The organism is Microbacterium sp. cx-55 (assembly GCF_021117345.1).
In the GTDB taxonomy this organism is placed as follows: Bacteria; Actinomycetota; Actinomycetes; order Actinomycetales; family Microbacteriaceae; genus Microbacterium.
In genome coordinates this window covers 1,850,019-1,872,290 of the sequence record NZ_CP088261.1, presented here as the reverse complement: position 1 = coordinate 1,872,290, position 22,272 = coordinate 1,850,019, and the positions used below count along the sequence as shown (strand labels likewise).

18 protein-coding genes are annotated in these 22,272 nt (G+C 69.4%); 14 read left to right on the top strand and 4 right to left on the bottom strand.

What is annotated here, in order from left to right:
- The first annotated feature begins 227 nt into the window (after window positions 1-227).
- The 9 genes from rpsB (at window position 228) to LQ938_RS08750 (ending at window position 6,928) form a co-directional block, all read left to right on the top strand.
- Window positions 228-1,163, top strand: coding sequence for a 30S ribosomal protein S2 (rpsB, locus tag LQ938_RS08790; protein ID WP_223720978.1), 936 nt, complete (start codon window positions 228-230; stop codon window positions 1,161-1,163).
- A gap of 100 nt (window positions 1,164-1,263) precedes the next feature.
- Window positions 1,264-2,091, top strand: coding sequence for a translation elongation factor Ts (tsf, locus tag LQ938_RS08785; protein WP_223720979.1), 828 nt, complete (start codon window positions 1,264-1,266; stop codon window positions 2,089-2,091).
- Between the two features lie 79 nt (window positions 2,092-2,170).
- Window positions 2,171-2,887, top strand: a complete 717-nt coding sequence (gene pyrH / locus LQ938_RS08780; RefSeq protein WP_223720980.1) for a UMP kinase — start codon at window positions 2,171-2,173, stop codon at window positions 2,885-2,887.
- A 79-nt stretch (window positions 2,888-2,966) separates the two neighbouring features.
- On the top strand, window positions 2,967-3,506 hold the full coding sequence (gene frr / locus LQ938_RS08775; RefSeq protein ID WP_263317366.1) for a ribosome recycling factor: 540 nt from the start codon (window positions 2,967-2,969) through the stop codon (window positions 3,504-3,506).
- A gap of 7 nt (window positions 3,507-3,513) precedes the next feature.
- Complete coding sequence (locus LQ938_RS08770; RefSeq protein ID WP_223720982.1) at window positions 3,514-4,542, top strand: phosphatidate cytidylyltransferase; 1,029 nt, start codon at window positions 3,514-3,516, stop codon at window positions 4,540-4,542.
- Complete coding sequence (locus tag LQ938_RS08765) at window positions 4,539-5,153, top strand: DivIVA domain-containing protein (RefSeq protein ID WP_223720983.1); 615 nt, start codon at window positions 4,539-4,541, stop codon at window positions 5,151-5,153. The genes LQ938_RS08770 and LQ938_RS08765 overlap by 4 nt, the downstream gene beginning before the upstream one ends.
- A 57-nt stretch (window positions 5,154-5,210) precedes the next feature.
- On the top strand, window positions 5,211-5,906 hold the full coding sequence (locus LQ938_RS08760; RefSeq protein WP_223720984.1) for a transglycosylase SLT domain-containing protein: 696 nt from the start codon (window positions 5,211-5,213) through the stop codon (window positions 5,904-5,906).
- 10 nt (window positions 5,907-5,916) lie between these two features.
- On the top strand, window positions 5,917-6,207 hold the full coding sequence (locus tag LQ938_RS08755) for a hypothetical protein (RefSeq protein WP_223720985.1): 291 nt from the start codon (window positions 5,917-5,919) through the stop codon (window positions 6,205-6,207).
- 1 nt (window position 6,208) lies between these two features.
- Window positions 6,209-6,928: an alpha/beta hydrolase gene (locus LQ938_RS08750; protein ID WP_223720986.1), complete on the top strand. Its 720-nt coding sequence runs from the start codon at window positions 6,209-6,211 to the stop codon at window positions 6,926-6,928.
- On the opposite strand, the gene LQ938_RS08745 is transcribed toward LQ938_RS08750, so the two are convergent.
- Complete coding sequence (locus tag LQ938_RS08745) at window positions 6,925-7,980, bottom strand: AI-2E family transporter (protein WP_223720987.1); 1,056 nt, start codon at window positions 7,978-7,980, stop codon at window positions 6,925-6,927. The two genes, LQ938_RS08750 and LQ938_RS08745, sit on opposite strands and share 4 nt — an antisense overlap.
- A gap of 152 nt (window positions 7,981-8,132) precedes the next feature.
- Between LQ938_RS08745 and LQ938_RS08740 the strand changes: the two genes are divergently transcribed.
- The gene (locus LQ938_RS08740) at window positions 8,133-10,007 is read left to right on the top strand and encodes a glycosyl transferase (RefSeq protein WP_223720988.1); all 1,875 of its coding nucleotides are present in this window, start codon (window positions 8,133-8,135) and stop codon (window positions 10,005-10,007) included.
- Window positions 10,007-10,957 carry a tetratricopeptide repeat protein gene (locus LQ938_RS08735; protein WP_223720989.1) on the top strand — a complete coding sequence of 317 codons (951 nt, stop codon included), beginning with the start codon at window positions 10,007-10,009 and terminating at the stop codon, window positions 10,955-10,957. The genes LQ938_RS08740 and LQ938_RS08735 overlap by 1 nt, the downstream gene beginning before the upstream one ends.
- A 35-nt stretch (window positions 10,958-10,992) precedes the next feature.
- On the opposite strand, the gene glgB is transcribed toward LQ938_RS08735, so the two are convergent.
- The 3 genes from glgB to glgX form a co-directional block, all read right to left on the bottom strand.
- Complete coding sequence (gene glgB, locus LQ938_RS08730; RefSeq protein ID WP_223720990.1) at window positions 10,993-13,134, bottom strand: 1,4-alpha-glucan branching protein GlgB; 2,142 nt, start codon at window positions 13,132-13,134, stop codon at window positions 10,993-10,995.
- Entirely contained in the window at window positions 13,131-15,113 is a 1,983-nt protein-coding gene (locus LQ938_RS08725) for an alpha-1,4-glucan--maltose-1-phosphate maltosyltransferase (RefSeq protein WP_223721616.1), read from the bottom strand. The genes glgB and LQ938_RS08725 overlap by 4 nt, the downstream gene beginning before the upstream one ends.
- Window positions 15,114-15,326: 213 nt before the next feature.
- Entirely contained in the window at window positions 15,327-17,414 is a 2,088-nt protein-coding gene (gene glgX, locus LQ938_RS08720) for a glycogen debranching protein GlgX (RefSeq protein WP_223720991.1), read from the bottom strand.
- A 94-nt stretch (window positions 17,415-17,508) separates the two neighbouring features.
- On the opposite strand from glgX, the gene LQ938_RS08715 reads away from it, so the two are divergent.
- From LQ938_RS08715 to ligA, 3 genes are read left to right on the top strand one after another with little or no spacing between them, the layout of a single operon-like run.
- Window positions 17,509-18,696, top strand: a complete 1,188-nt coding sequence (locus LQ938_RS08715) for a cysteine desulfurase family protein (protein ID WP_223720992.1) — start codon at window positions 17,509-17,511, stop codon at window positions 18,694-18,696.
- A 9-nt stretch (window positions 18,697-18,705) separates the two neighbouring features.
- A complete protein-coding gene (mnmA, locus tag LQ938_RS08710; RefSeq protein ID WP_223720993.1) occupies window positions 18,706-19,800 on the top strand; it encodes a tRNA 2-thiouridine(34) synthase MnmA in 1,095 nt (364 codons plus the stop codon).
- A 55-nt stretch (window positions 19,801-19,855) separates the two neighbouring features.
- On the top strand, window positions 19,856-22,270 hold the full coding sequence (gene ligA, locus LQ938_RS08705; RefSeq protein WP_223720994.1) for an NAD-dependent DNA ligase LigA: 2,415 nt from the start codon (window positions 19,856-19,858) through the stop codon (window positions 22,268-22,270).
- The last annotated feature ends 2 nt before the right edge of the window (window positions 22,271-22,272 follow it).

The following is a 22,272-nucleotide window of genomic DNA, read 5'->3' as shown; positions in this document are numbered from 1 at the left end:
CGGTGGGGGAGGACAAGTGCTCGCGAAGGCCCCCGACTGATACACTGATGACGCACCCCGCTCGTCGGGGTGACTACGCGTGCCCAGAGCGGAGTGGATCCTCGGATCCCACCGCGGCACACCCACCCTTCGGTCACTCGCGAAAGCGACGTGCGGGTGCGTGCCGGGCACCAGGCTCGCCGACCATCCGGTCCGGTGACACAACCGCACAGAACAGGAGAACGGCCATGGCCGTCGTCACCATTCGCCAGCTGCTCGACAGCGGCGTCCACTTCGGACACCAGACCCGCCGGTGGAACCCGAAAGTCAAGCGCTTCATCCTCACCGAGCGCAGCGGCATCCACATCATCGACCTGCAGCAGTCCCTGTCGTACATCGACCAGGCGTACGAGTTCGTCAAGGAGACGGTCGCCCACGGCGGCACCATCCTCTTCGTCGGAACGAAGAAGCAGGCTCAGGAAGTCCTCGCCGAGCAGGCGACGCGCGTCGGCCAGCCCTACGTCAACCAGCGCTGGCTCGGTGGCCTCCTCACCAACTTCCAGACGGTCTCCAAGCGCCTCGCGCGCATGAAGGAGCTCGAGGAGCTCGACTACGAGAACCCGGCTGACAGCGGCTTCACCAAGAAGGAGCTCCTGCTGAAGAAGCGCGAGCTCGACAAGCTGCACAAGTCGCTCGGTGGTATCCGCAACCTCACCAAGACGCCCTCCGCGATCTGGGTCGTCGACGCGAAGCGCGAGCACCTCGCGATCAACGAGGCCAAGAAGCTCGGCATCCCGGTGATCGGCATCCTCGACACCAACGCCGACCCCGACGAGTTCCAGTACCCGATCCCCGGTAACGACGACGCGATCCGCTCCGTCGCGCTGCTGACGCGCATCGTCGCCGACGCTGCGGCCGAGGGTCTCATCCAGCGCCACCAGCCCGCCGGCGACGCCGAGCAGGCCGCTGAGCCGCTGGCCGAGTGGGAGCGCGCGCTGCTCGAGGGTGAGCCGGAGCAGTCCTCCGCCGAGACCGCCGCGGTCGCGGACGAGAAGATCGCGTCCGAGGACGCATCCGAGATCATCGCCGACGAGCAGGCCGCCGAGGGCGAAGCCGCGACCGAGTCCGCTGCGGACGAAGCCGGCGCCGAGGCTGCTGTCGCCGACGAGGCTGCAGCCAAGTAACCCCTGCGGGTCGTCAGACCCGTGACGATCGGCGCGGTCGGCTTCCGGCCGCGCCGATCGGCATCCACGAGAACTCCCCACACAGAAGGAGCCGCCACTCATGGCAAACTTCACCATCGCCGACATCAAGGCTCTCCGTGAGCAGCTCGGCACCGGAATGGTCGACACCAAGAAGGCTCTCGAAGAGGCTGACGGCAACGTCGAGAAGGCCATCGAGATCCTGCGTCTGAAGGGTGCGAAGGGCAACGCGAAGCGCGCTGACCGTTCCACCAGCGAAGGCCTCGTCGTCGCTCGCGAGTCCGCCGGCGCGGTCACGCTCGTCGAGCTCGCCTGCGAGACCGACTTCGTCGCGAAGAACGAGCGTTTCATCGCGCTGGCCGACAAGGTCGCGGATGCGGCCGCCGCTGCCGGCGCAGACTCCGTCGAGGCGGCCCTCGCGGCCGACGCCGGCGGACAGAGCGTCGACCAGCTGATCGCCGACGAAGCCGCCATCATCGGCGAGAAGGTGGAATTGCGTCGCGTGCGCACCCTCACCGGTGAGCACTTCGAGATCTACCTGCACAAGACCAGCAAGGACCTGCCCCCGCAGGTCGGCGTGGTCCTCGCCTACTCGGGCGATGACGCGGAGACGGCGCGCAGCATCGCGCAGCACATCTCGTTCGCCAACCCGACCTACCTCGCACGCACCGACGTGCCCGAGGCGGATGTCGACAAGGAGCGCGAGATCGTCACCGAGATCTCCCGCAACGAGGGCAAGCCCGAGGCAGCGCTCCCGAAGATCGTCGAGGGGCGCGTCAACGCGTTCTTCAAGCAGGTGTCGCTGCTCGACCAGGACTATGCGAAGGACAACAAGCTGTCCGTCGCGAAGGTCGCGCAGGACGCCGGGCTCACGCTCACTGATTTCGCCCGGTTCAAGGTCGGCGCGTAATCGACTCGAAAGGCCCGCATCGTCATCCGGTGCGGGCCTTTCGCATGCCGTAAGTTTTTCCCGACGAGAGGATCCCCCCATGGACGAAAAGACCGGACGCCGTCGCGTTCTGCTCAAGCTTTCGGGTGAAGCATTCGGAGGCGGTTCCCTCGGGGTCAACCCCGACGTGATCAGCCAGATGGCGCGCGAGATCGCTGCTGCCGTCGACCGCGTGGAGATCGCCGTGGTAGTGGGAGGCGGAAACTTCTTCCGCGGAGCCGAGCTCAGCCAGCGCGGCATGGACCGCGGCCGGGCAGACTACATGGGCATGCTGGGCACGGTGATGAACGCGCTCGCCCTCCAGGACTTCCTCGAGCAGGCCGGCGCGGCTACCCGCGTGCAGTCGGCCATCGCCATGACGCAGGTCGCGGAGCCCTACATCCCGCGCCGCGCGGAGCGTCACATGGAGAAGGGTCGCGTCGTGATCTTCGGGGCGGGCGCGGGGCTCCCGTACTTCTCGACCGACACCGTCGCAGCGCAGCGGGCGCTGGAGATCGGTGCCGACGAGGTGCTGGTCGCCAAGAACGGCGTCGACGGCGTCTACACGGCCGACCCCAAGAAGGACCCGACCGCGGTTCGACTCGACCGGATCACGTACGGCGATGCCCTCGTGCAGGGGTTGAAGGTCGTCGACTCGACCGCGTTCAGCCTGTGCATGGACAACGGCATCGACATGCGGGTGTTCGGGATGGAGCCGGCCGGCAACGTCACCCGTGCGCTCCTCGGTGAGCGCATCGGCACGCTCGTCACCGTCTGACGTTCCGCGGTGCGCGTGCCGCGCCGACTAGACTGAGAACTCTGCTGTACATGAGGGAGATACCGTGATCGCCGAAGTGATGACCGAGACCGCCGGTCGGATGGATCGTGCTGTGGAAGCGGCCAAAGAGGACTTCGCCACCGTTCGGACCGGACGCGCGAACCCCCAGCTCTTCCAGAAGATCAACGTCGAATACTACGGATCGCCGACGCCGCTGGCACAGCTCGCGTCGTTGAACACCCCCGAGGCGCGCACGATCATCGTCACGCCGTACGACAAGACCGCGCTCAAGGCCATCGAGCAGGCCATCCGCGACGTCCCGAACCTCGGTGTCAACCCGACCAATGATGGCAACATCGTGCGGGTGACGATGCCGGAGCTCACGGCGGATCGCCGCAAGGAGTATGTGAAGATCGTCCGCAGCAAGGGCGAGGACGCCAAGGTCCACGTACGCGGCATCCGGCGCAAGGCCAAGGACGACCTCGATGCGCTGAAGTCCGACATCGGCGAAGACGAGCTGGCGCGTGCGGAGAAGGAGCTCGACGCTCTGACCCGGGCGCACGTCGACGCGATCGATGAGGCGCTCAAGCGCAAAGAGGCCGAGCTGCTCGAGGTCTGATCGCTTCATGACCGATCCGCTCGGCGAATCCGCGCCGCCGCCCCAGAGCACCGACGGTGTCTCTGCTCCGGCGCGCCCGGGGGAGTCTGTCGATCCCGTCGCGCTGCCCTCGCAGATGCGTGCGGCACGGAACGAGTTCGAGCTCCAGGTCGCGCACGCGCGGGCGGAGTTCGAGGAGGCGAACGCCCGCATCAAGCAGCGCACGGGCCGCGATCTGATTCTGGCCATCCTGATCGGGCTCGGCATCGGCGTCGTGGTGGTGGCGTCTCTCATCTTCGACAAGTGGCCGTTCGTGATCTTCTGCATCGGCGTCGCCGTGCTCGGCGTGTTCGAGTTCACCCGGGCACTGCAGGCCGCAGGACGTCGCGTCGACATCGTCCCGCAACTCGCGGGCGGTGCGCTCGTGATGCTGTCGGCGGTCTTCCTCGAGCCCTGGGTGCACTGGGTCGCGGTCTTCGTTGCGGTGGCGCTCGTCATCGTCTGGCGGCTCGTCGGGCAGATGGCCGCGCGGGACGGGCGGGTGTACGCCGCGGTGATCGAGGACGTGCTGATCGGCGGATTCGTCCAGCTCTACGTTCCCTTCCTCGCGAGCCTGGCGCTCATCCTGCTTCGCCAGGACGGCGGGGAGTGGTGGGTGCTCGCGTTCCTCATCGTCGCAATCGCGGCCGACACCGGCGCCTACGTGACCGGGCTCACCCTCGGTCGTCACCCGATGGCGCCCAGGATCAGCCCGAAGAAGACGTGGGAGGGCTTCGCGGGCGCCGCGGTCGCCTCGGTGATCGCCGGCGGACTCCTCGCGTGGCTGATGCTCGGCCTGCCGTGGTGGACCGGCATCATCCTCGGTCTCGTGATCCTCGGGACCGCGACCGCCGGTGATCTCGGCGAGTCGATGGTCAAGCGCGACCTCGGCATCAAAGACATGAGCTCGTGGCTCCCCGGGCACGGCGGAGTCCTCGACCGGCTCGACTCGATCCTGCCGTCCGCGGTCGCCGGTCTCGCGCTCTACTACCTGCTCACTCCATTGGCGGTGTCATGACCGGGCCCGGGCAAGAGATCCTCACGACCGATGAGTCTGCGCCGACGGATGTGGAGCCCGTCCGGCACGCGTTCCCTCGCACCCGGCGACGTGAGAAGGGGTACGACGCCGCCGCGGTGGACGCGTTCCTCGATCGTGCCCGTGCCTCGTTCGAGTCGGACGGGACGGCCGACGACGCCGTCACGGCGGCATCCGTTCGAGATGTGTCGTTTCCGCTCGTGCGGGGCGGCTACGTCGTCACGGCCGTCGATGCGGCGCTCGGCCGCGTCGAGGATGCGTTCGCCGCACAGGAGCGTGCGCAGGCGCTGTCGCGGCTGGGCGCGCGTGCCTGGGTCGAGCAGCAGCGCGCCGATGCGCAGGTCATTCTGGACCGGCTGTCGCGTCCCCGCCGCGCCCGTTTCGAACGGGTCTCCGTCGCGCGATACGGATACCGCCTCGAAGAGGTCGACCTGGTGGCGGACAAGATCGCGGGCTACCTCGCGGACGGCACCGGCGTTTCCGTCGAACAGGTGCGATCCGTGGCGTTCCGGATGCAGCGCGGTGGCTACCGCGAAGCCCAGGTGGATTCCCTCCTCGACGCGGTCGTAGAGATCATGCTGGCTGTCGGTTGATCCGGATCCGGATGCGGATGGCGAACGCGCCGACTGCTCGGTAGGATCGGGGACACTGTGACTTCTGGCGATGAGATCCGTACCCCCGCATCCGCCGCCGTGACGCGCCGATCGGCTCGCACTGTGGCGCGTCCGGCACGCCCGGTACCGCGCGCGGCCGATGCCCGTTGGTCGCGTCGGCGCGGCGTGGTCGGGGTGTTCGCGGGACTCGCGGCGATGGGGTTCGCCGCCGCGTACCTCGGACCGGCCGGACTCGCCCTGGCCTCCGATCAGACGCCCGCCAGCACGACCGTCTACGCGGCCACCTACGGTGATGCGCAGTCTCTCGCCCTCGATGGCGAGACGGTCACGGTCGAGTTCGATCGCGGCGGGTACACGGCCTACGAGACGCCGAAGCCGACCCCCACCCCGACCCCCGAGCCCGCCGCCGTGAAGAAGGGCGGCGGGATCCCCGCACCGCTCCTGTACACGGGGGGCGGGTCGAGTGCGGAGTGGATGGCGGCCGCCGGTATCGCCGAGAGCGACTGGGGTTACGTCGACTACATCGTCGGCCGCGAGAGCGGCTGGAACCCGAACGCGACGAACCGGTCCTCCGGGGCGTGCGGTCTCGTGCAGGCGCTGCCGTGCAGCAAGGTACCGGGGAACGGCTACGACCCGGTCGACAACCTGCGCTGGGGGAACGGTTACGCGGTCGGTCGCTACGGCAGCTGGCAGAACGCGTTCGCGTTCTGGACCAGCAATCACTGGTGGTAGGCCTGCGCGAATGAGTCGTCCTCGCCGCCGTGCTCGGTCGCAGGCGCCGCGGAACGAGGACTCGTTCGACCGGTTGCTCGCGGGCTGGAAGCGTTCGGAGTTCCGCAGAGGGGCGGAATGGACCGTGCAACCGATCTCCGCGGCGCAGGCCGCGAAGGTCTACACGTGTCCCGGATGCGGCGGCCAGATCGCCGAAGGAACGGCCCATCTCGTGGTGTGGCGCGCGGACGGCGTACTCGGGGATGCCGCCGATCTTGCGGCCCGACGACACTGGCACACTCACTGCTGGAAGGTGCACTGACATGGAGATCCGCGGAGCCACCCTGCTACCCGCCCGTCGCGAAGACATCGAACTCCGGACCGCGGACGGACTGACGCTCGTCGGCGAGCTCGCCGTGCCCGCGCACCGCGACCCCGTCGCGACCCTGGTGACGCTGCATCCGCTCCCCACGCACGGCGGGTTCATGGATTCGCACATCCTGAGAAAAGCGGCGGCGCGATTGCCGGCGCTGGCCGACCTCGCGGTGCTCCGGTTCAACACCCGCGGCACCGTGTCTCCGCGGGGCACGAGCGAGGGAGCGTTCGACGGTGGGGCGCTCGAGCGTCACGACGTCGCCGCGGCCATGGCGTTCGTCCGCGCGCGCGGGCTCCCGCATCCGTGGATCGTGGGATGGTCCTTCGGAACGGAGCTCGCGCTGAAGTACGGCCGCGAGCACGACATCGACGGGGCGATCCTGTTGTCACCGCCCCTTCATCGCGCTACCCCCGACGAGGTCGCGGCCTGGGCCGGGGACGATCGTCGGCTCATCGCGTTGATCCCCGAGTTCGACGACTACCTGCGTCCGGCAGAGGCCGTCGAGCGGTTCTCGTCGGTGCCCGAGGCGACACTCATCCCCGTCGAGGGCGGCAAGCACCTCTGGGTGGGGGAGTCGCAGACCAGGCGCGTGCTCGACGAGATCGTCGGGGCCGTGAACCCCTCCGCCTCGCCGCTGCCGACCGAGTGGGACGGACCGCTCGGCTAACGCGCGTTCTGCCGGGGAACGATCACCTGGCGGTAGATGATCAGGATGCTGGCCGCGACCGGGATGGCCACCAGCGCGCCCAGAAGGCCGAGCAGGGAGCCGCCCGCGAGAGCGGCGATCACGACGACTGCTCCCGGCACGGATACCGCGCGGTTCATGATGCGCGGCGAGATCAGGTACGCCTCGAGCTGCATGTAGATCAGGTAGTAGATCGCGGCGACGAGCGCCGTCAGGGGGGATCCCAGGTCGGGGATCAGGCAGGCCAGCACGATGATCACCGCGCCGGTGAGGGTGCCGACGAGGGGGATGAGCGAGAAGAAGAACGCGACCACCGCGAGCACGGCCGGGAAGGGTGCCCCGATGATCGACAGGAACACGGCGCTCAGCACGCCGTTCGCTACGCCGAGTGCTCCCTGGCCCATGACGTAGTAGCCGACGGAGTCGGTGATCTGCTCGGACAGATCGATGAAGCGCGGGCGCTTGGAGGCGGGCACGAGGCTGTACACCGCGGACTTCAGGTTCGGGGTCGAGGCCGTGAAGTAGATGGTCAGGATGAGCACGATGAAGGCGCCCGTCAGCCCGCTGAAGAAGGCGATGCCGACGTTGATGACGCTTCCGGTGATGTCGCCCCAGTTCGAGAGCAACCAGTCCTGGAAATTCGCGATCGTGTCGTTGATCGACGACACCTGGATGGCCGGGAAGACCGAGTGCACCCATTCCTTGACGTCGTCGAGCGACGTGCTGTTCAGGAATGTCGTGATCGCATCGACCAGCTGACTCACCTGGCTGACGATGATCGGCACGATCATCCAGACGATGCCCGCGAAGATCGCCAGCACCCCGAGCACGGTGATCAGGACCGCGACCCAGCGCTTCAGCTTGCGTCGCTCGAGCCACGCCACGACGGGTTCGAGCCCGAGGGAGAGGAAGAGCGCCGTACCGACGTAGAGCAGGATCGTCGACAGCGTTTGCACGCTCATGATGAGTAGCAGGCCGAGCCCGACACCGAGCGTGCCGATGAACGCGACGCGGAAGGGGTTGTGCACCTTCACGGGAGACTCCTTTGGGGGCGGGACTACGCGGCAACTTTACGGCTCCGCGGGGTCTGGGCCGCACAATCACCCCTCTCGAAAAACACCCAGCCGCTCTCGGCTAGGCTGGAACGTCGGATCGAGCCGCCGTCATGGCGTCGGGAGGATGTTTCGTGCGTTTCGTCTGGGCTGTCGCCGCCTTCGTGGTCGCGGCCGTACTCATCGGTGCGGGCATTGCCCAGCGCACGGTCTTCCATGGTCCCTCCACGCAATCGGCGGAGATCGCGCTGACCGACGACTCCCCGTATACGGTGATCGACGGCGCGGTGCTGAATGCTCTGCCGGGCACCCAGACGCTGAAGGTCGAGGGCGACGACGGCGTCTTCGTGGCGTACGGGCGTACCGCCGACGTCTCCGCTTGGCTCGCCGACCAGAAGTACACGGCGGTCGCCGCCGGCGAGGAGAACTCGATCGTCTCCACGGTCGTCGAGCCGGAGCCCACGCCCTCCTCGACCACGACGCCCGACGCGGCGACGCCCGATGCCGCGACCGAGACGGATGCCGCCGCGGAGACGGATGCGGCGACGGACGGGTCCGCACCGGAGACCACCCCGACGCGGAGCCCCGTCGGTTCCGACCTCTGGCTGGCCGAGTACTCCGACCCCGCTGCGGTCGTCGCTCCGCTGCAACTGCCGCCGACGATGAGCGTGCTCGTCGCGTCCGACGGTACGAACGCGGCGCCCGCATCCATCAGCATCACCTGGGACGTGTCGCAGAGCACACCCTGGTCGGGTCCTCTCATCCTCCTCGGGATCATCGTGCTCGTCGGGGGCGTCGTGCTGTACGTGCTCGCCATCCGCCACGCCCGCAGGTCGCGCGGCCCCCGCCGCAAAGCACCCCCGCCGCTTCTGGAGACCCAGCCGATCGACGTGTCCATCGAAGCCGCCGAAAAGGGTGTCATCACCGCAGGCCCCACGACACGGCGGAGCGGTCGGCGCAAGGCCGTCATCGCGGTGCCCGCTCTCGTCGGCGCCGCGCTGCTGTTCACCGGGTGCTCCGCCGATGCCTGGCCGCAGTTTGCCCCCACACCTACGCCGAGTGCCACGGCTCCGATCGTCGACTCCGACGAACAGCAGGCGCCGGCCGTCACCGAAGGGCAGGCCCGGCAGATCCTGGCTCGGATCTCCGAGACGGTGGCCCAGGCGGATGAGGCGCGCGACGCGACCCTCGCCGGAACCCGGCTGACCGGCGCGGCCCTGGCCGAGCGGGCGACGAACTACACGCTGCGGGGGAGTATCGCGGACTACACCGCGCTGCCGGCGATCCCTTCGGAGCCGACGCAGATCATCCTCCCGCAGGCCTACGACGGCTGGCCCCGGACCGTCATGGCTGTCGTGCAGAACAACGCCTCGGATGCGACGACGTCGACCATCATGATGATGACCCAGGACGACGCCTGGTCGGAGTACAAGCTCTCGTACCTCGGAAACCTCGGTGGCTCGACGGAGATGCCCGATCTCGCGCCCGCCTACATCGGCGCAGCCCAGGTGCCGCCCGGATCGTCGTTCCTGCTGGTGGCACCCGACCAGCTGGCCTCGGCCTACGCGGATGTGTTGAGCAACGGCGACCAGAGCTCGTTCGCCGGACTCTTCGACGAGCAGTCCGACCTCTTCAGCGAGAGCGTCGCGGCCGACCGTCAGAAGCGCCTAGACGCCTTCAACACCACGGCCACCAACACGGGAACGCTCGAGTTCAGCTCAGCGGCGGGAGCCAACGCTCCGCTCGCCCTGGCCACGCTCGAAAGCGGCGCGATCGTCGCCGTCACGGTCACCGAGACCGACACGGTAAAGCCCGCGAACGAAGACGTCGTGATCAAGTTCGAGGGCAACCCGACCGTGCAGGCGCTGACCGGGGTCGCGGAGTCCAAGAGCGGCGTTTCGACCACATTCGCGGACCAGCTGTTCTTCTACGTGCCGGCGCAGAGCTCGACGGAGAAGATCCGGCTGCTCGGATACTCGTCCAACATCCTGGAAGCAAAGGTTCTCTGATGACCGATCCCACCCCCGGCGCGGTCCTCCGCGGCGCTGTCGACCTGTCCTCGCTCCGCAACCGCCCTCAGCCCCCGGCCGCGGGCGCGGGCGCGGGCCAGCCCGTGCCGGAAGCGTCCGCATCCGCCCTCGTGATGGACGTGACCGACGCGAGCTTCCCCCAGGTGCTCGAGCTGTCGCGGACGGTTCCGATCGTCGTCGACCTCTGGGCCGAGTGGTGCGGGCCGTGCAAGCAGCTGAGCCCGATCCTCGAGAAGGTCGTCATCGAGCTCGGCGGACGGGTCGTGCTCGCGAAGGTCGACGTCGACGCGAACCCGCAGCTCCAGCAAGCCTTCCGGGCGCAGTCGATTCCGATGGTCGTCGCGCTCGTCGCCGGGCAGCCGGTGCCGATGTTCACCGGCGCGGTGCCGGAGCAGCAGGTGCGCGAAGTGTTCGCCCAGCTGCTGCAGCTCGCCGCGCAGAACGGTGTGACGGGCACGGTCCCGGTCGGAGATCAGGACGCGGCGGATGGTGCGTCCGAGCCCGAGGAGCCGCCGGTGCCGCCGCTGCACGCGGAAGCGTACGACGCGATCGAGGCCGGCGACTACGTTCGCGCGGTCGACGCCTACGAGCGCGCGCTCGCGGAGAATCCCCGAGATGCGGACGCGCAGGCGGGTCTCGGACAGGTGCGGCTTCTGCAGCGGGTGCAGGGACTGAACCTGCAGGAAGCTCGGGCCGCCGCGGCGGCAGCGCCGCTCGACGTGGGCGCGCAGTTCGCCGTCGCCGACCTCGACGTCTCCGGCGGTCACGTGGAGGATGCCTTCGAGCGTCTCCTCGAACTCTTCGCGGCACTGCCGACGGACGAACGGGCGCCCGTTCGGGAACGGCTGCTGGAGCTCTTCGGGCTGATCGGCGACGCCGACCCGCGCGTCATCCGGGCCCGCGGCCGCCTCGCCTCGCTTCTGTTCTGAGGTTCAGCGGCCGCGGTGTGGGCGGTGCGGAGCGGTCAGGACTCGTGCCGCAGCCAGAGCGCGCCGAGCGGCGGCACGGAGACGCGCGCGCGGCCCTCGGCATCCGTCTGCACCGAGCCGAAGTTTCCGACGCCCGATCCGCCGTACTCGGACGCGTCCGAGTTGAGGATCTCGGCCCACGTGCCCGCGGCCGGCAGGTCGAGCGCGAAGTCCGTGAGGGGAACTCCGGAGAAGTTGCACACGATCGCGACCGTGTCGCCGGCACCGTCACGCCGGACGAACGCCGACACGTTCGGGTTCCAGACCGGACCGCCGATCCGATCGAACGCGCCGCCGTCGCTGTCCCGCGCCCACAGCGCGGGCTGAGCCCGGTAGGCCGCGTTCAACGCGGCGACGAAGTCCTGCAGCTGACGATGAGAAGGCTGGTCGAGCAGCCACCAGTCGAGCCCGCGTCCTTCCGACCACTCCGACATCTGGCCGAACTCCTGGCCCATGAATAGCAGCTGCTTGCCCGGGTGCCCCCACATGTAGCTGAGGAACAGGCGCATGCCGGCGAGCTTCTGCCAGTGGTCTCCCGGCATCCGCGTGAACAGGCTCCCCTTGCCGTGCACGACCTCGTCGTGACTGATCGGGAGCACGAAGTTCTCGGTGAACGCGTAGACGAACGAGAACGAGAGTTCACCCTCGTGATGCGAGCGGTACATCGGATCGCGGGCGATGTAGACGAGCGTGTCGTTCATCCATCCCATGTTCCATTTGAAACCGAAACCGAGTCCGCCGGCGCTCGTGGGCGCGGTGACGCCGGGGAAGCTCGTCGACTCCTCCGCGATCATCGCGACGCCCGGGAACGTCTTGTAGACCGTCGCGTTCGTCTCCTGGAGGAACCGGATGGCCTCGAGATTCTCGCGTCCGCCGTGAACGTTCGGTTCCCACTCACCGGCGTCACGGGAGTAGTCGAGGTACAGCATGGAGGCGACCGCATCCACACGCAGCCCGTCGACGTGGAACTCCTCGAACCAGTACAGCGCGTTCGCGACGAGGAAGTTCCGCACCTCGTTGCGTCCGTAGTCGAAGATCAGGGTGCCCCAGTCCCGGTGCTCGCCGCGGCGCGGGTCGGGGTGCTCATACAGCGGCTGACCGTCGAAGCGTGCCAGGGCGAAGGCGTCCTTGGGGAAATGCCCCGGCACCCAGTCCATGATGACCCCGATGCCGGCCGCGTGCAGGCGGTCGATGAGGTAGCGGAGGTCGTCGGGGCCGCCGAAGCGGCTCGTGGGGGCGTAGTAGCCCGACACCTGGTAGCCCCAGGACCCACCGAACGGATGCTCGGCCAGGGGCAGGAACTCGACGTGCGTGAACCCCTGCGCCGTGAGGTACTCCACGAGCGGGTCGGCCGCGTCACGGTAACCGAGGCCCGGACGCCACGACCCCAGGTGCAGCTCGTACACCGACATCGGCCGATCGACGGGCTGCGTGCGGGCGCGCTCGGCGATCCACTCGTCGTCCTGCCAGACGTACTCGGAGTCCGTGACGACGGATGCGGTCGCCGGCGGCACTTCGGCCAGGCGTGCCATCGGGTCCGCTTTCATGATCCAGCCGTCGTTCGCGGTGAGGATCTCGTACTTGTAGGCCGTTCCCGCGCCGATCCCCGGGAGGAAGATCTCCCATACGCCGCTGGACCCCATCGAACGCATCGCCTGCCCGCGGCCGTCCCACCCGTTGTGGTCGCCGACGACCCGCACGGCGCGAGCGTTGGGCGCCCATACGGCGAAGGACGTGCCGGCCGCGCCGCCGTGGCGGCGGACGTGCGATCCGAGGACCTCCCAGAGCTTCTCGTGGCGGCCCTCGCGGATGAGATGCAGGTCGAGTTCGCCCACTGTGGGGGTGAATCGGTACGGGTCATCGGCGACGTGCGCCGGGCCCTCGCGATAAGTCGAGACGAGCTGGTACGGCATGTACTCGCCCGCGACGGATCCTTCCCAGATGCCGGACTCCAGATGCGCGAGTGAGACCCGACGGCCGTCCCCGAAGACGGCCGTCACGCTCTCGGCGAGCGGTCGGCGGGCGCGAACCACCCATGAGTCGGCGCCTTCTCCGGCGTGCATGCCCAGGATGTCGTGCGGCGAGTGGTGCGTGCCTTCGGCGAGAGCCGCCAGGACGGTGGAATCTACGGAGCTCATGCGAGGCCCTTCACGTGCAGGATGTGGACGGGCTCGCTGAACGCGTCGAGACGGACGAAGTCGTGGTCGGTCCAGGTCCAGGTCGCACCGGTGATGAGGTCCTCGACGACGAACGGTGCGCCGGGCGCAACGCCCCACACGGTGGTGTCGAGGTGCACGGTCGTCTCGCGGGTAGAGTGCGGATCCACGTTCACGACGACCAGGATGGTGTCGGCGACGCCGTCGGCGGAGAGCGCCGCGTCGAGGTGCTTCGAGAACACCAGCACCGCGTCGTCGTCGCTCCAGTGCACAGACAGATTCCGCAGCTGGCGGAGCGCGGGGTGGGTGCGACGGATCTCGTTCAGGCGACGGAGGTACGGAGCGAGCGAGTCGCCGTTCGCCTCGGCGCCCGCCCAGTCCCGGATCTTGTACTCGTACTTCTCGTTGTCGATGTTCTCTTCGCTGCCCGGGCGCGCAACGTTCTCGAAGAGCTCGTACCCGGCGTACACGCCGTACGTCGGTGCGGCCGTGGCAGCGAGCGCGGCGCGGATCTTGTAGGCCGGGCGCCCGCCGTACTGCAGGTACTCGGTGAGGATGTCGGGGGTGTTCACGAAGAGATTCGGCCGCAGGAAGTCCGACGTGCCGAACGCGATCTCCGTGAAGAACTCCTCGAGTTCGGCCTTGGTGTTGCGCCATGTGAAGTAGCTGTAGCTCTGCTGGAACCCGACGCGCGCGAGTGCCTGCATGGGCGCGGGGCGGGTGAACGCCTCGGCGAGGAACACCGCATCCGGAGTCTCTGCTGTGACCGTCCGGATGAGCCACTCCCAGAACTGCAGCGGCTTGGTGTGCGGGTTGTCGACGCGGAAGATCCGCACGCCCTGGGCGATCCAGTGACGCACGACCCGCAGAACCTCGGCGCGGATCCCCTCGGGATCGTTGTCGAAGTTCACCGGGTAGATGTCCTGGTACTTCTTCGGGGGGTTCTCGGCGAACGCGATGGAGCCGTCCGGAAGCGTGGTGAACCACTCCGGGTGCGACGTCACCCACGGATGGTCCGGGGAGGCCTGCAGGGCGAGATCGAGCGCGACTTCGAGACCCTCGGACCGGGCGTCGGCGACGAAGGCACGGAAATCGTCGAGTGTGCCGAGGTCGGGGTGGACGGTGTCGTGGCCACCCTCGGCGGCGCCGATCGCCCAGGGCGACCCGGGGTCGTTCGGCCCGGCCGTGAGGGTGTTGTTCGGACCCTTCCGGTTCGTGCGACCGATCGGGTGGATCGGGGGGAGGTACAGCACGTCGAAGCCCATGGCTGCGACCTCGGGCAGACGAAGGCGCGCGGTCTGGAACGTGCCGCTCGTGATGGTTCCGTCGTCGGCGCGCACGGCGCCTTCCGAACGGGGGAAGAACTCGTACCAGGCCCCCACGCCGGCGCGTTCGCGCTCGACGAGCAGCTCGCGACGGTCCCCGATCGAGAACAGCGAAAACAGCGGACGGTCGCGGAAGAACCCGGCGATGACGTCGTCGCTGACGATCGCGAGCGCGGCGAGGTCGTCGAGCGCGGGGTCGCGGAGCTCGCGAGCGCGCTCGCGCAGGACGCGCCGCTCGGCGACCGGACGGTCCTTCTCGGCGAGGGCTCGTTCGAACAGGAGCGAACCCGTCTCGCGCATCAGAGCCGCATCCACGCCCGCGGCGATCTTCAGCGCGGCCGCGTGCCGCCAGGTGCCGTAGTCGTCGGCGAAGGACTCGAATCGGAACGACCATGTTCCCTGTTCGAGCAGCGCGACCTCGGTCGCCCAATGGTCGAGGCCGTTCTCCAGAGAGGTGAGCCGGTGCAGCGACTCCGTTCCGTCGGGCGAGGTGAGGCGCACCTGCACACCGATGCGGTCGTGGCCCTCGCGGAAAGCGGTGACGCGGAACGGCACGACCTCACCGGCGAAGGCGCTCGGCCGGAAGGACGGATCGAGAGCGGATGGGCGCGGATCGCTGAGCGGGATGCGCGGCACGGCGGTGTCGTGCGCTGCGCCGGGAACCGGAGCGGGTCGGACGGCGATGGCCGACGCGCTGCGCCAGGCCGGGAGCTTCGGGGTTCGGGTCTGTGTGGCCACGTGATGAACCTATCGCGCGGCCTCCGCGACGGCGGGCGACTTGACAGGCCGCGCCGCGTGTCCGAAAGCGTGTCCGAGAATGTGACCGGGCGTGCCGGGTGGCCCGGTGACTCAGATCGCGCGGAAAAGCCGCATCGAGGTAGGCCCTGTCGGCACGATGTCGCCGGGGGCGAAGACCGGTTCGTCGGGCGAAGGCGCATCCTCCGCGCTCGACCAGAGCGACACATAACCGCTCACGCCGTCGATCGTCGGAAGAGTGACGTCGACCGGTGTCTCGTTGCCGTGCACGATGAGCAGGATGCGGTTGAAGTCTTCGACTTCGGGTGTCGACGCGGCGACGTACTGCAACGTCCGGTGGGCGGGATTCGTCCACCGCTCGTCGGACATGGTGTGGCCGTTCTCGTCGAACCAGTGCATGACCGAGGCCGACGGCGTCGGTGCGTCCTCGCGGGCGAATCGGCTCGGCCGAAGCGCCGGATTCTCTCGGCGCACCTGGAGCAGGCGCTGCACGTGCGCGAACAGGTCGCGCTGCCAGGGCTCGTGCTGCCAGCTCAACCAGGTCAACGGCGAGTCATGGCAGTAGGCGTTGTTGTTGCCGCGCTGCGTGCGGCCGAACTCGTCTCCCGCGGTGATCATCGGGACGCCCGCCGACAGCAGCAGGGTACCGAGGAGGTTGCGCATGGCCTTCCGCCGGGTGGCGAGGATCCGAGCGTCGGATGTGGCGCCCTCCGTGCCGTGGTTGAACGAGCGGTTGGTGTCGGCTCCGTCCCGTCCCTGCTCACCGTTGCCGAGGTTGTGTTTGACGTCGTAGGACACCAGATCCCGCAGCGTGAACCCGTCGTGCGCCGTGACGAAGTTCACGCTCGCCAGAGGCCCGCGCGTCTCGCTGAAGGTCTGGGCGGACCCGGCGAGGCGGTGCGCGAGACCGCCGATCCCGACGGGTGCCGTGGACGCGCGACGGGCGTAGTCGACATCGGACAGCCAGAAGTTCCGCACCCGATCGCGGTAGCGATCGTTCCACTCGCTCCAGCCCTCGCCGAAGTTGCCCGTCTGCCAGCCGCCCATCCCGACGTCCCACGGCTCGGCGATCTTCTTCACCCCGGCCAGCGCCGGATCGTCGACGATGGCCCGCAGAAGCGGATGGTCCGGTGTGAAGGTGTGCTCGGCGTCGCGCCCGAGGGTGGCCGCGAGGTCGAAGCGGAACCCGTCGATCTGCACGTCGTTCGCCCAGTAGCGCAGCGAGTCGAGCACGAGCCGCGCGGCGGCATCGGTCGAGGTGTCGAGGGCGTTCCCGCATCCGGTCACGTCGATGTAAGAACCATCGGCGGTCTGGCGGTAGTACCCGCGGTTGTCGAGGCCGCGAAGGCTCGTCCGTGGTCCGCCGAGTCCCTCTTCGGCGGTGTGGTTGTAGACCACATCGAGAACGACCTCGAGGCCTGCCTCGTGCAGCAGTTTGACCATGCCCTTGACCTCGCGGAGGACGGCTTCCGGTCCCTCGCGGCGGGCGGCCTCGGTCGCGTAATCCGGGTGCGGGGTGAAGAAATTGAGGGTGTTGTACCCCCAGTAGTTGCTGAGCCCGAGCTGGAGCAGACGCGGTTCGGAGGCGAAGACGTGGATCGGCAGCAACTCGATCGTCGTGATGCCGAGGCTCAGGAAATGCTCGATCATCGCGGGGTGGGCGAGGCCGGCGTACGTGCCGTGGAGGGCGGTCGGAACTCCCGGATGCCGCTTCGACAGGCCCTTGACGTGTCCCTCGTAGAGCACGGTGCGATCGAGCGGGATGGCCGGCTTCTGCACGCCGCCCCAGTCGAAGTCGGAACGTACCGCGACGCTCCGCCAGTCACCGAAGCCGCCGCTCACGAGACCTCGCGAGTACGGCTCGATGAGCAGGGTGCCCGGGTTGAAGGCGTGGCCCCCGGTCTGCGGCCCGGTGGCCCGCACCGCGTACCGGGCGCCCGGATGCAGGAGCTCGGAGTCGACCTGCCAGACCCCGCGGGCCTGCCGCTCGAGCGGCACGCTCGCTGTCCGCCAGTCGAGATCGCCCTCGTCGAACGTCACGAGTTCGACCGAGTCGGCATCGCGGGACCAGACCCGGAGGGTGCCGCCGCCGTCGCCGAATCGGACTCCGAGATCGTCGAGAGCGGGGTCGAGGATCGTGTCGGCGGTGGGGGCGGCCGAGGTCGGGTTCGTGCTGACCATGCGGACTACCCTAGCTACGCTCCGAGTCCGGCTCGTTACGGGGACGGGCGCCGGCCGCGGGCCGGGCGATGCGCGGACGTGGGACAGTGGAGAGGTGCACGTGTACCTCGACCACGCCGCCTCGAGCCCGCTCCGGCCGGAGGCGCGAGAGGCGTGGCTCGCCGCGGCGGAGGCGGGGGGCAACGCGTCGTCGATCCACGGCAGCGGTCAGGCCGCCCGCCGCGTGCTTGAGGATGCGCGGGAGAGGCTGGCCGCGCTCCTGGACTGCGACCCGATCGAGGTGGTGTTCACGAGCGGCGGCACCGAGGCGGTGAATCTCGCCGTGAAGGGGCTGTGGGCCGCGCGCGCCGCCGGAACCTGTGCGGTCGTCCTGCCCGACGGAGAGCACCACGCGACCCTCGACTCCGTCGCGGAACTCGTGGGTGAGTGGGGCGCGGTGGTGCGTCCGGTCGCCCTCGAACCGACGGGCGCGATCTCGACCGCGAGGTTCGTCGAGGCGCTTCCCGGAGCCGCGCTCGCCACCGCCCTGGTGGCGAACAACGAAGTCGGGACGGTGTCGGATGCGGCCGCCCTCGCCGCCGCCGCATCCATCCACGGCGTCCCGCTGCACCTGGACGCGGTCGCCGCGTTCGGGCACGTGCCGGTGCGGTTCGCCGAGTGGCGAGCGGATGCGTCCGCCTCCGCCGGGCTCGTCGCGCTGAGCGTGTCGGCGCACAAGGTCGGCGGCCCCGTCGGCGTGGGGGCGCTGGTCGTGTCCCGCGCGGCCGCGCTTCGGGCGCAGCTGCACGGCGGCGGGCAGCAGCGCGGGCTGCGCCCGGGCACGCAGGACGTCGCAGGCGCGGCAGCATTCGCCGCCGCGGCCGAAGCCACCATCGCCGAGCTCGGAGCGGAACAAAGGCGACTCGGACGCCTCCGCGATCGGCTGGCCGCCGGCATCCTGTCGACCATCCCGGATGCGGAGGTGCTGGGCGACGCCGCGCGACGCGTGCCGGGCACTCTGCACGTTCTGTTCGACGGTGCCCGCGGGGAAACGATGCTCTTCCTTCTCGATCAGCGCGACATCTCGGTCTCGACCGGATCCGCCTGCCAGGCGGGGGTCCCGGAGCCCTCGCACGTGGTGCGGGCGCTCGGCCGTGACGACGAGGCGGCGCGCTCGGTGCTGCGGTTGAGCCTGGGCCGAACGACCACCGACGCCGACGTGGACGCCGCTCTCGCCGCGTTGCCGTGGGCGGTCGAGCGGGCGCGCGCGGCCGCCGGCGCCGCGGGCTCGATGCGCTCGTAGACTGTTCTGATGCGAATTCTTGCGGCGATGAGTGGCGGCGTCGACTCGGCCGTGGCCGCAGCCCGGGCGGTCGAGGCCGGCCACGAGGTCGTCGGCGTGCATCTCGCGCTGTCTCGCGCCGGGGGAACGCTCCGCACCGGAAGCCGCGGATGCTGCACGATCGAGGACGCGATGGACGCCCGTCGCGCGGCCGACCGCCTCGGCATCCCGTTCTACGTCTGGGACTTCTCGGAGCGCTTCCGCGACGACGTGATCGACGATTTCGTCGCCGAATACCGGGCGGGCCGGACGCCTAATCCGTGCATGCGCTGCAACGAGAAGATCAAGTTCGCGGCGCTCCTGGAACGCGCGATCGAGCTGGGCTTCGATGCGGTCTGCACGGGGCACTACGCGACGCTCGTCACGACGCCCGAGGGGCTCGAGCTGCACCGCGCGTCGGATCAGGCCAAGGATCAGTCCTATGTGCTGGGCGTGCTCACTGCGGAGCAGCTGGCGCACACGTATTTCCCGCTGGGCTCGACCCCGTCCAAGGCCCTCGTCCGGGCCGAGGCGGCTGAACGCGGTCTGACCGTCGCGCAGAAGCCCGACAGCCACGACATCTGCTTCATCCCCGACGGCGACACCCGCGGGTGGCTCGCCGAGCGCGTGGGCGCGGAGCAGGGGCAGATCCTGGACCGGTCGGGCGACGTGATCGGAACGCACGAGGGGGCCCACGCGTTCACCGTGGGGCAGCGGCGCGGGCTGTCGATCGGCGTCCCCGCGGCAGACGGCAAGCCGCGCTTCGTGCTCGAGGTGCGTCCCGTCTCCAACACTGTGGTCGTCGGCCCGAAGGAGGCGCTCGCGACCGCCGAGATCGCGGGGGAGCGCTCCTCCTGGGCGGGCCGACCGCCGGTCGCCGACGATTTCGACTGCGATGTGCAGATCCGCGCTCATGCCGACCCCGTGCCGGCGCGCGCCACCATCGTCGACGGCACCGTGACGGTGCGCCCGAGCGTGCCGTTCGATGGAGTGGCGCCCGGCCAGACCGCCGTGCTCTACGACGGCACGCGGGTGCTCGGTCAGTTCACGATCGACCGCACCGTTTCGGCCGTCCCGGTCGGCTGAGCCGCGCCCCGTCAACCTCCCGGGTGGTGTCGGGGGTCGTCTTTAGAATGACGGAGTGACGGATGCCGACGAATCCCTCGACCTGACGTTGACGCTCGACGAGGCCCGTGCCGAGTCCGGCGCGCTGACCGAGCGCATTCTGCGCGCGCGCGACACCTACTACGGCGCAGACGCGGAGATCGTCGACGACGCGACGTACGACGGGTGGATGCGCCGCCTCGAGGCGATCGAACGCGCGTTTCCCGAGGTGCAGGGTCAGGACTCGCCGACGCTCAGCGTGGGCGCCGCATCCACGACGATGTTCGCGCCCGTCGAGCACGCGGAGCGGATGCTGAGTCTCGACAACGTCTTCAGCGCCGAAGAGCTGCGCGAATGGTGCGCGAAGACGCAGGCGTCGGCCGGGCGGCCGGTGCGCTGGCTGACCGAGCTCAAGATCGACGGACTCGCCATCAACCTCCGCTACGAGAACGGTGTGCTGGTCTCGGCGGCGACCCGCGGCGACGGGCGAATCGGCGAGGACGTCACGGTGAACGCGCTCCGGGTGCGCGGCATCCCGCAGCGGCTCGCGGGCGACGGCCATCCCACCCGGGTCGAGGTGCGCGGCGAGGTCTTCATCCCGGTCGCCGAGTTCGAGCGCCTGAACGCGCTGCAGGCACGTCTGCGGGATCGCGTCGTGGGCGACGCACGAGCACGCCCGCGCACGTTCGACGAGGTCAAAGCGCGCCTCAGCGCCGAGCGCCGATTCGCGGCGTTCGCGAACCCGCGCAACGCCGCCAGCGGGGGGCTCCGCCAGCAGCTCGACAAGAAAGACGGTCTCGAACTCGAAGCGGGCGAAGCGCGCCTCGACTCGCTCCGCCTGTTCGTGCACGGCATCGGCGCGTGGGCCGATCCGCCCGTCGCGTCGCAGAGCGAGGTGTACGAGTTGCTCGCCCAGTGGGGCCTGCCGACGAGCCCGTACTCCCGGACGTTCGACGACATCGAGGGGGTGCTCGGCTTCGTCGCGAACTACGGCGAGCACCGGCACGACGTCGAGCACGAGATCGACGGGGTCGTCGTCAAGGTCGACGAGCTCGCCCTGCACGACGAACTCGGCGCGACGAGCCGCGCCCCGCGGTGGGCGATCGCCTACAAGTACCCGCCCGAGCAGGTGAACACCCGACTGCTCGACATCGTCGTGTCGGTCGGTCGCACGGGCCGCGCGACACCGTTCGCCGTGATGGAGCCCGCGCGTGTGGCCGGCTCCGTGGTCCGGCAGGCGACCCTCCACAACCAGGACGTCGTCAAGGCCAAGGGGGTGCTGATCGGCGACACCGTGGTCCTGCGCAAGGCCGGTGACGTGATTCCCGAGGTTCTGGGGCCGGTGGTCGAACTCCGGGACGGCACCGAACGCCCCTTCGTCATGCCCGAGTTCTGCCCCGAATGCGGCACCGCGCTCGCACCGGCCAAAGAGGGCGACATCGATCTGCGGTGCCCGAACTCACGATCCTGCCCCGCGCAGGTGCGCGGCCGTGTCGAACACATCGGGTCGCGCAGCGCCCTCGACGTCGAGGCGCTCGGCGAGGTCACCGCGGCCGCGCTCACCCAGGCGGGCGGAGAGGGACCGCCTCCGCTCGACGGCGAGGCGGGCCTGTTCGATCTGACGCTGGAGCAACTGGTCCCGATCGAGGTCATCGTTCGCGATGCTGAGACCGGAGCCCAGAAGGTCGACGAGCAGACCGGCGAGTTCATCCGGCGGGCGCCGTTCCAGCGCATCGAACGCACGTACCCGCCCGGCTGGGAAGACAAGAGCGCCGCGGAGCGCCGCGCCGCCGGCATCCGGAAAGACCATGTCGTGCGGCACCCGTCGGCGCAGGCGCTCACGCTGCTCGCCGAGCTCGAGAAGGCGAAGACGAAGGAGCTCTACCGCTTCCTCATCGCCCTCAGCATCCGTCACGTCGGTCCGACGGCGGCGCGGGCCCTCGCACAGTGGTTCGGATCGCTGGCGGCCATCCGTCGTGCCACGCGGGAAGAGCTGGCGGCCGTCGACGGGGTGGGCGGCATCATCGCCGACGCGCTGATCGATTGGTTCGACGTGGACTGGCACCGCGAGATCGTCGACCGGTGGGCGGCTTCGGGGGCGCAGCTGTTCACCCCGGGGCACCCCGGTCCGGGCGCGGCCGCCGCGGCGGGCGGGGTCCTGGAGGGAATCACGGTCGTCGCGACCGGAAGTCTCGAGGGGTATAGCCGTGAGGGCGCGCAGGAAGCGATCCTCGCGGCCGGCGGCAAGGCGGGTTCGAGCGTGTCGAAGAAGACGGACTTCGTCGCGGCGGGCCCCGGGGCCGGCTCCAAGCTCGGCAAAGCCGAGCAGCTCGGGGTGCGCATCATCGATGCGGCGCAGTTCCGCATCCTCGTCGAACAGGGGCCCGCGGCGCTCGACCCGTTGGCCGACGCCGACGGAGAGGACGGCGCCGAGACCGCTCCGGTCGACTGAGC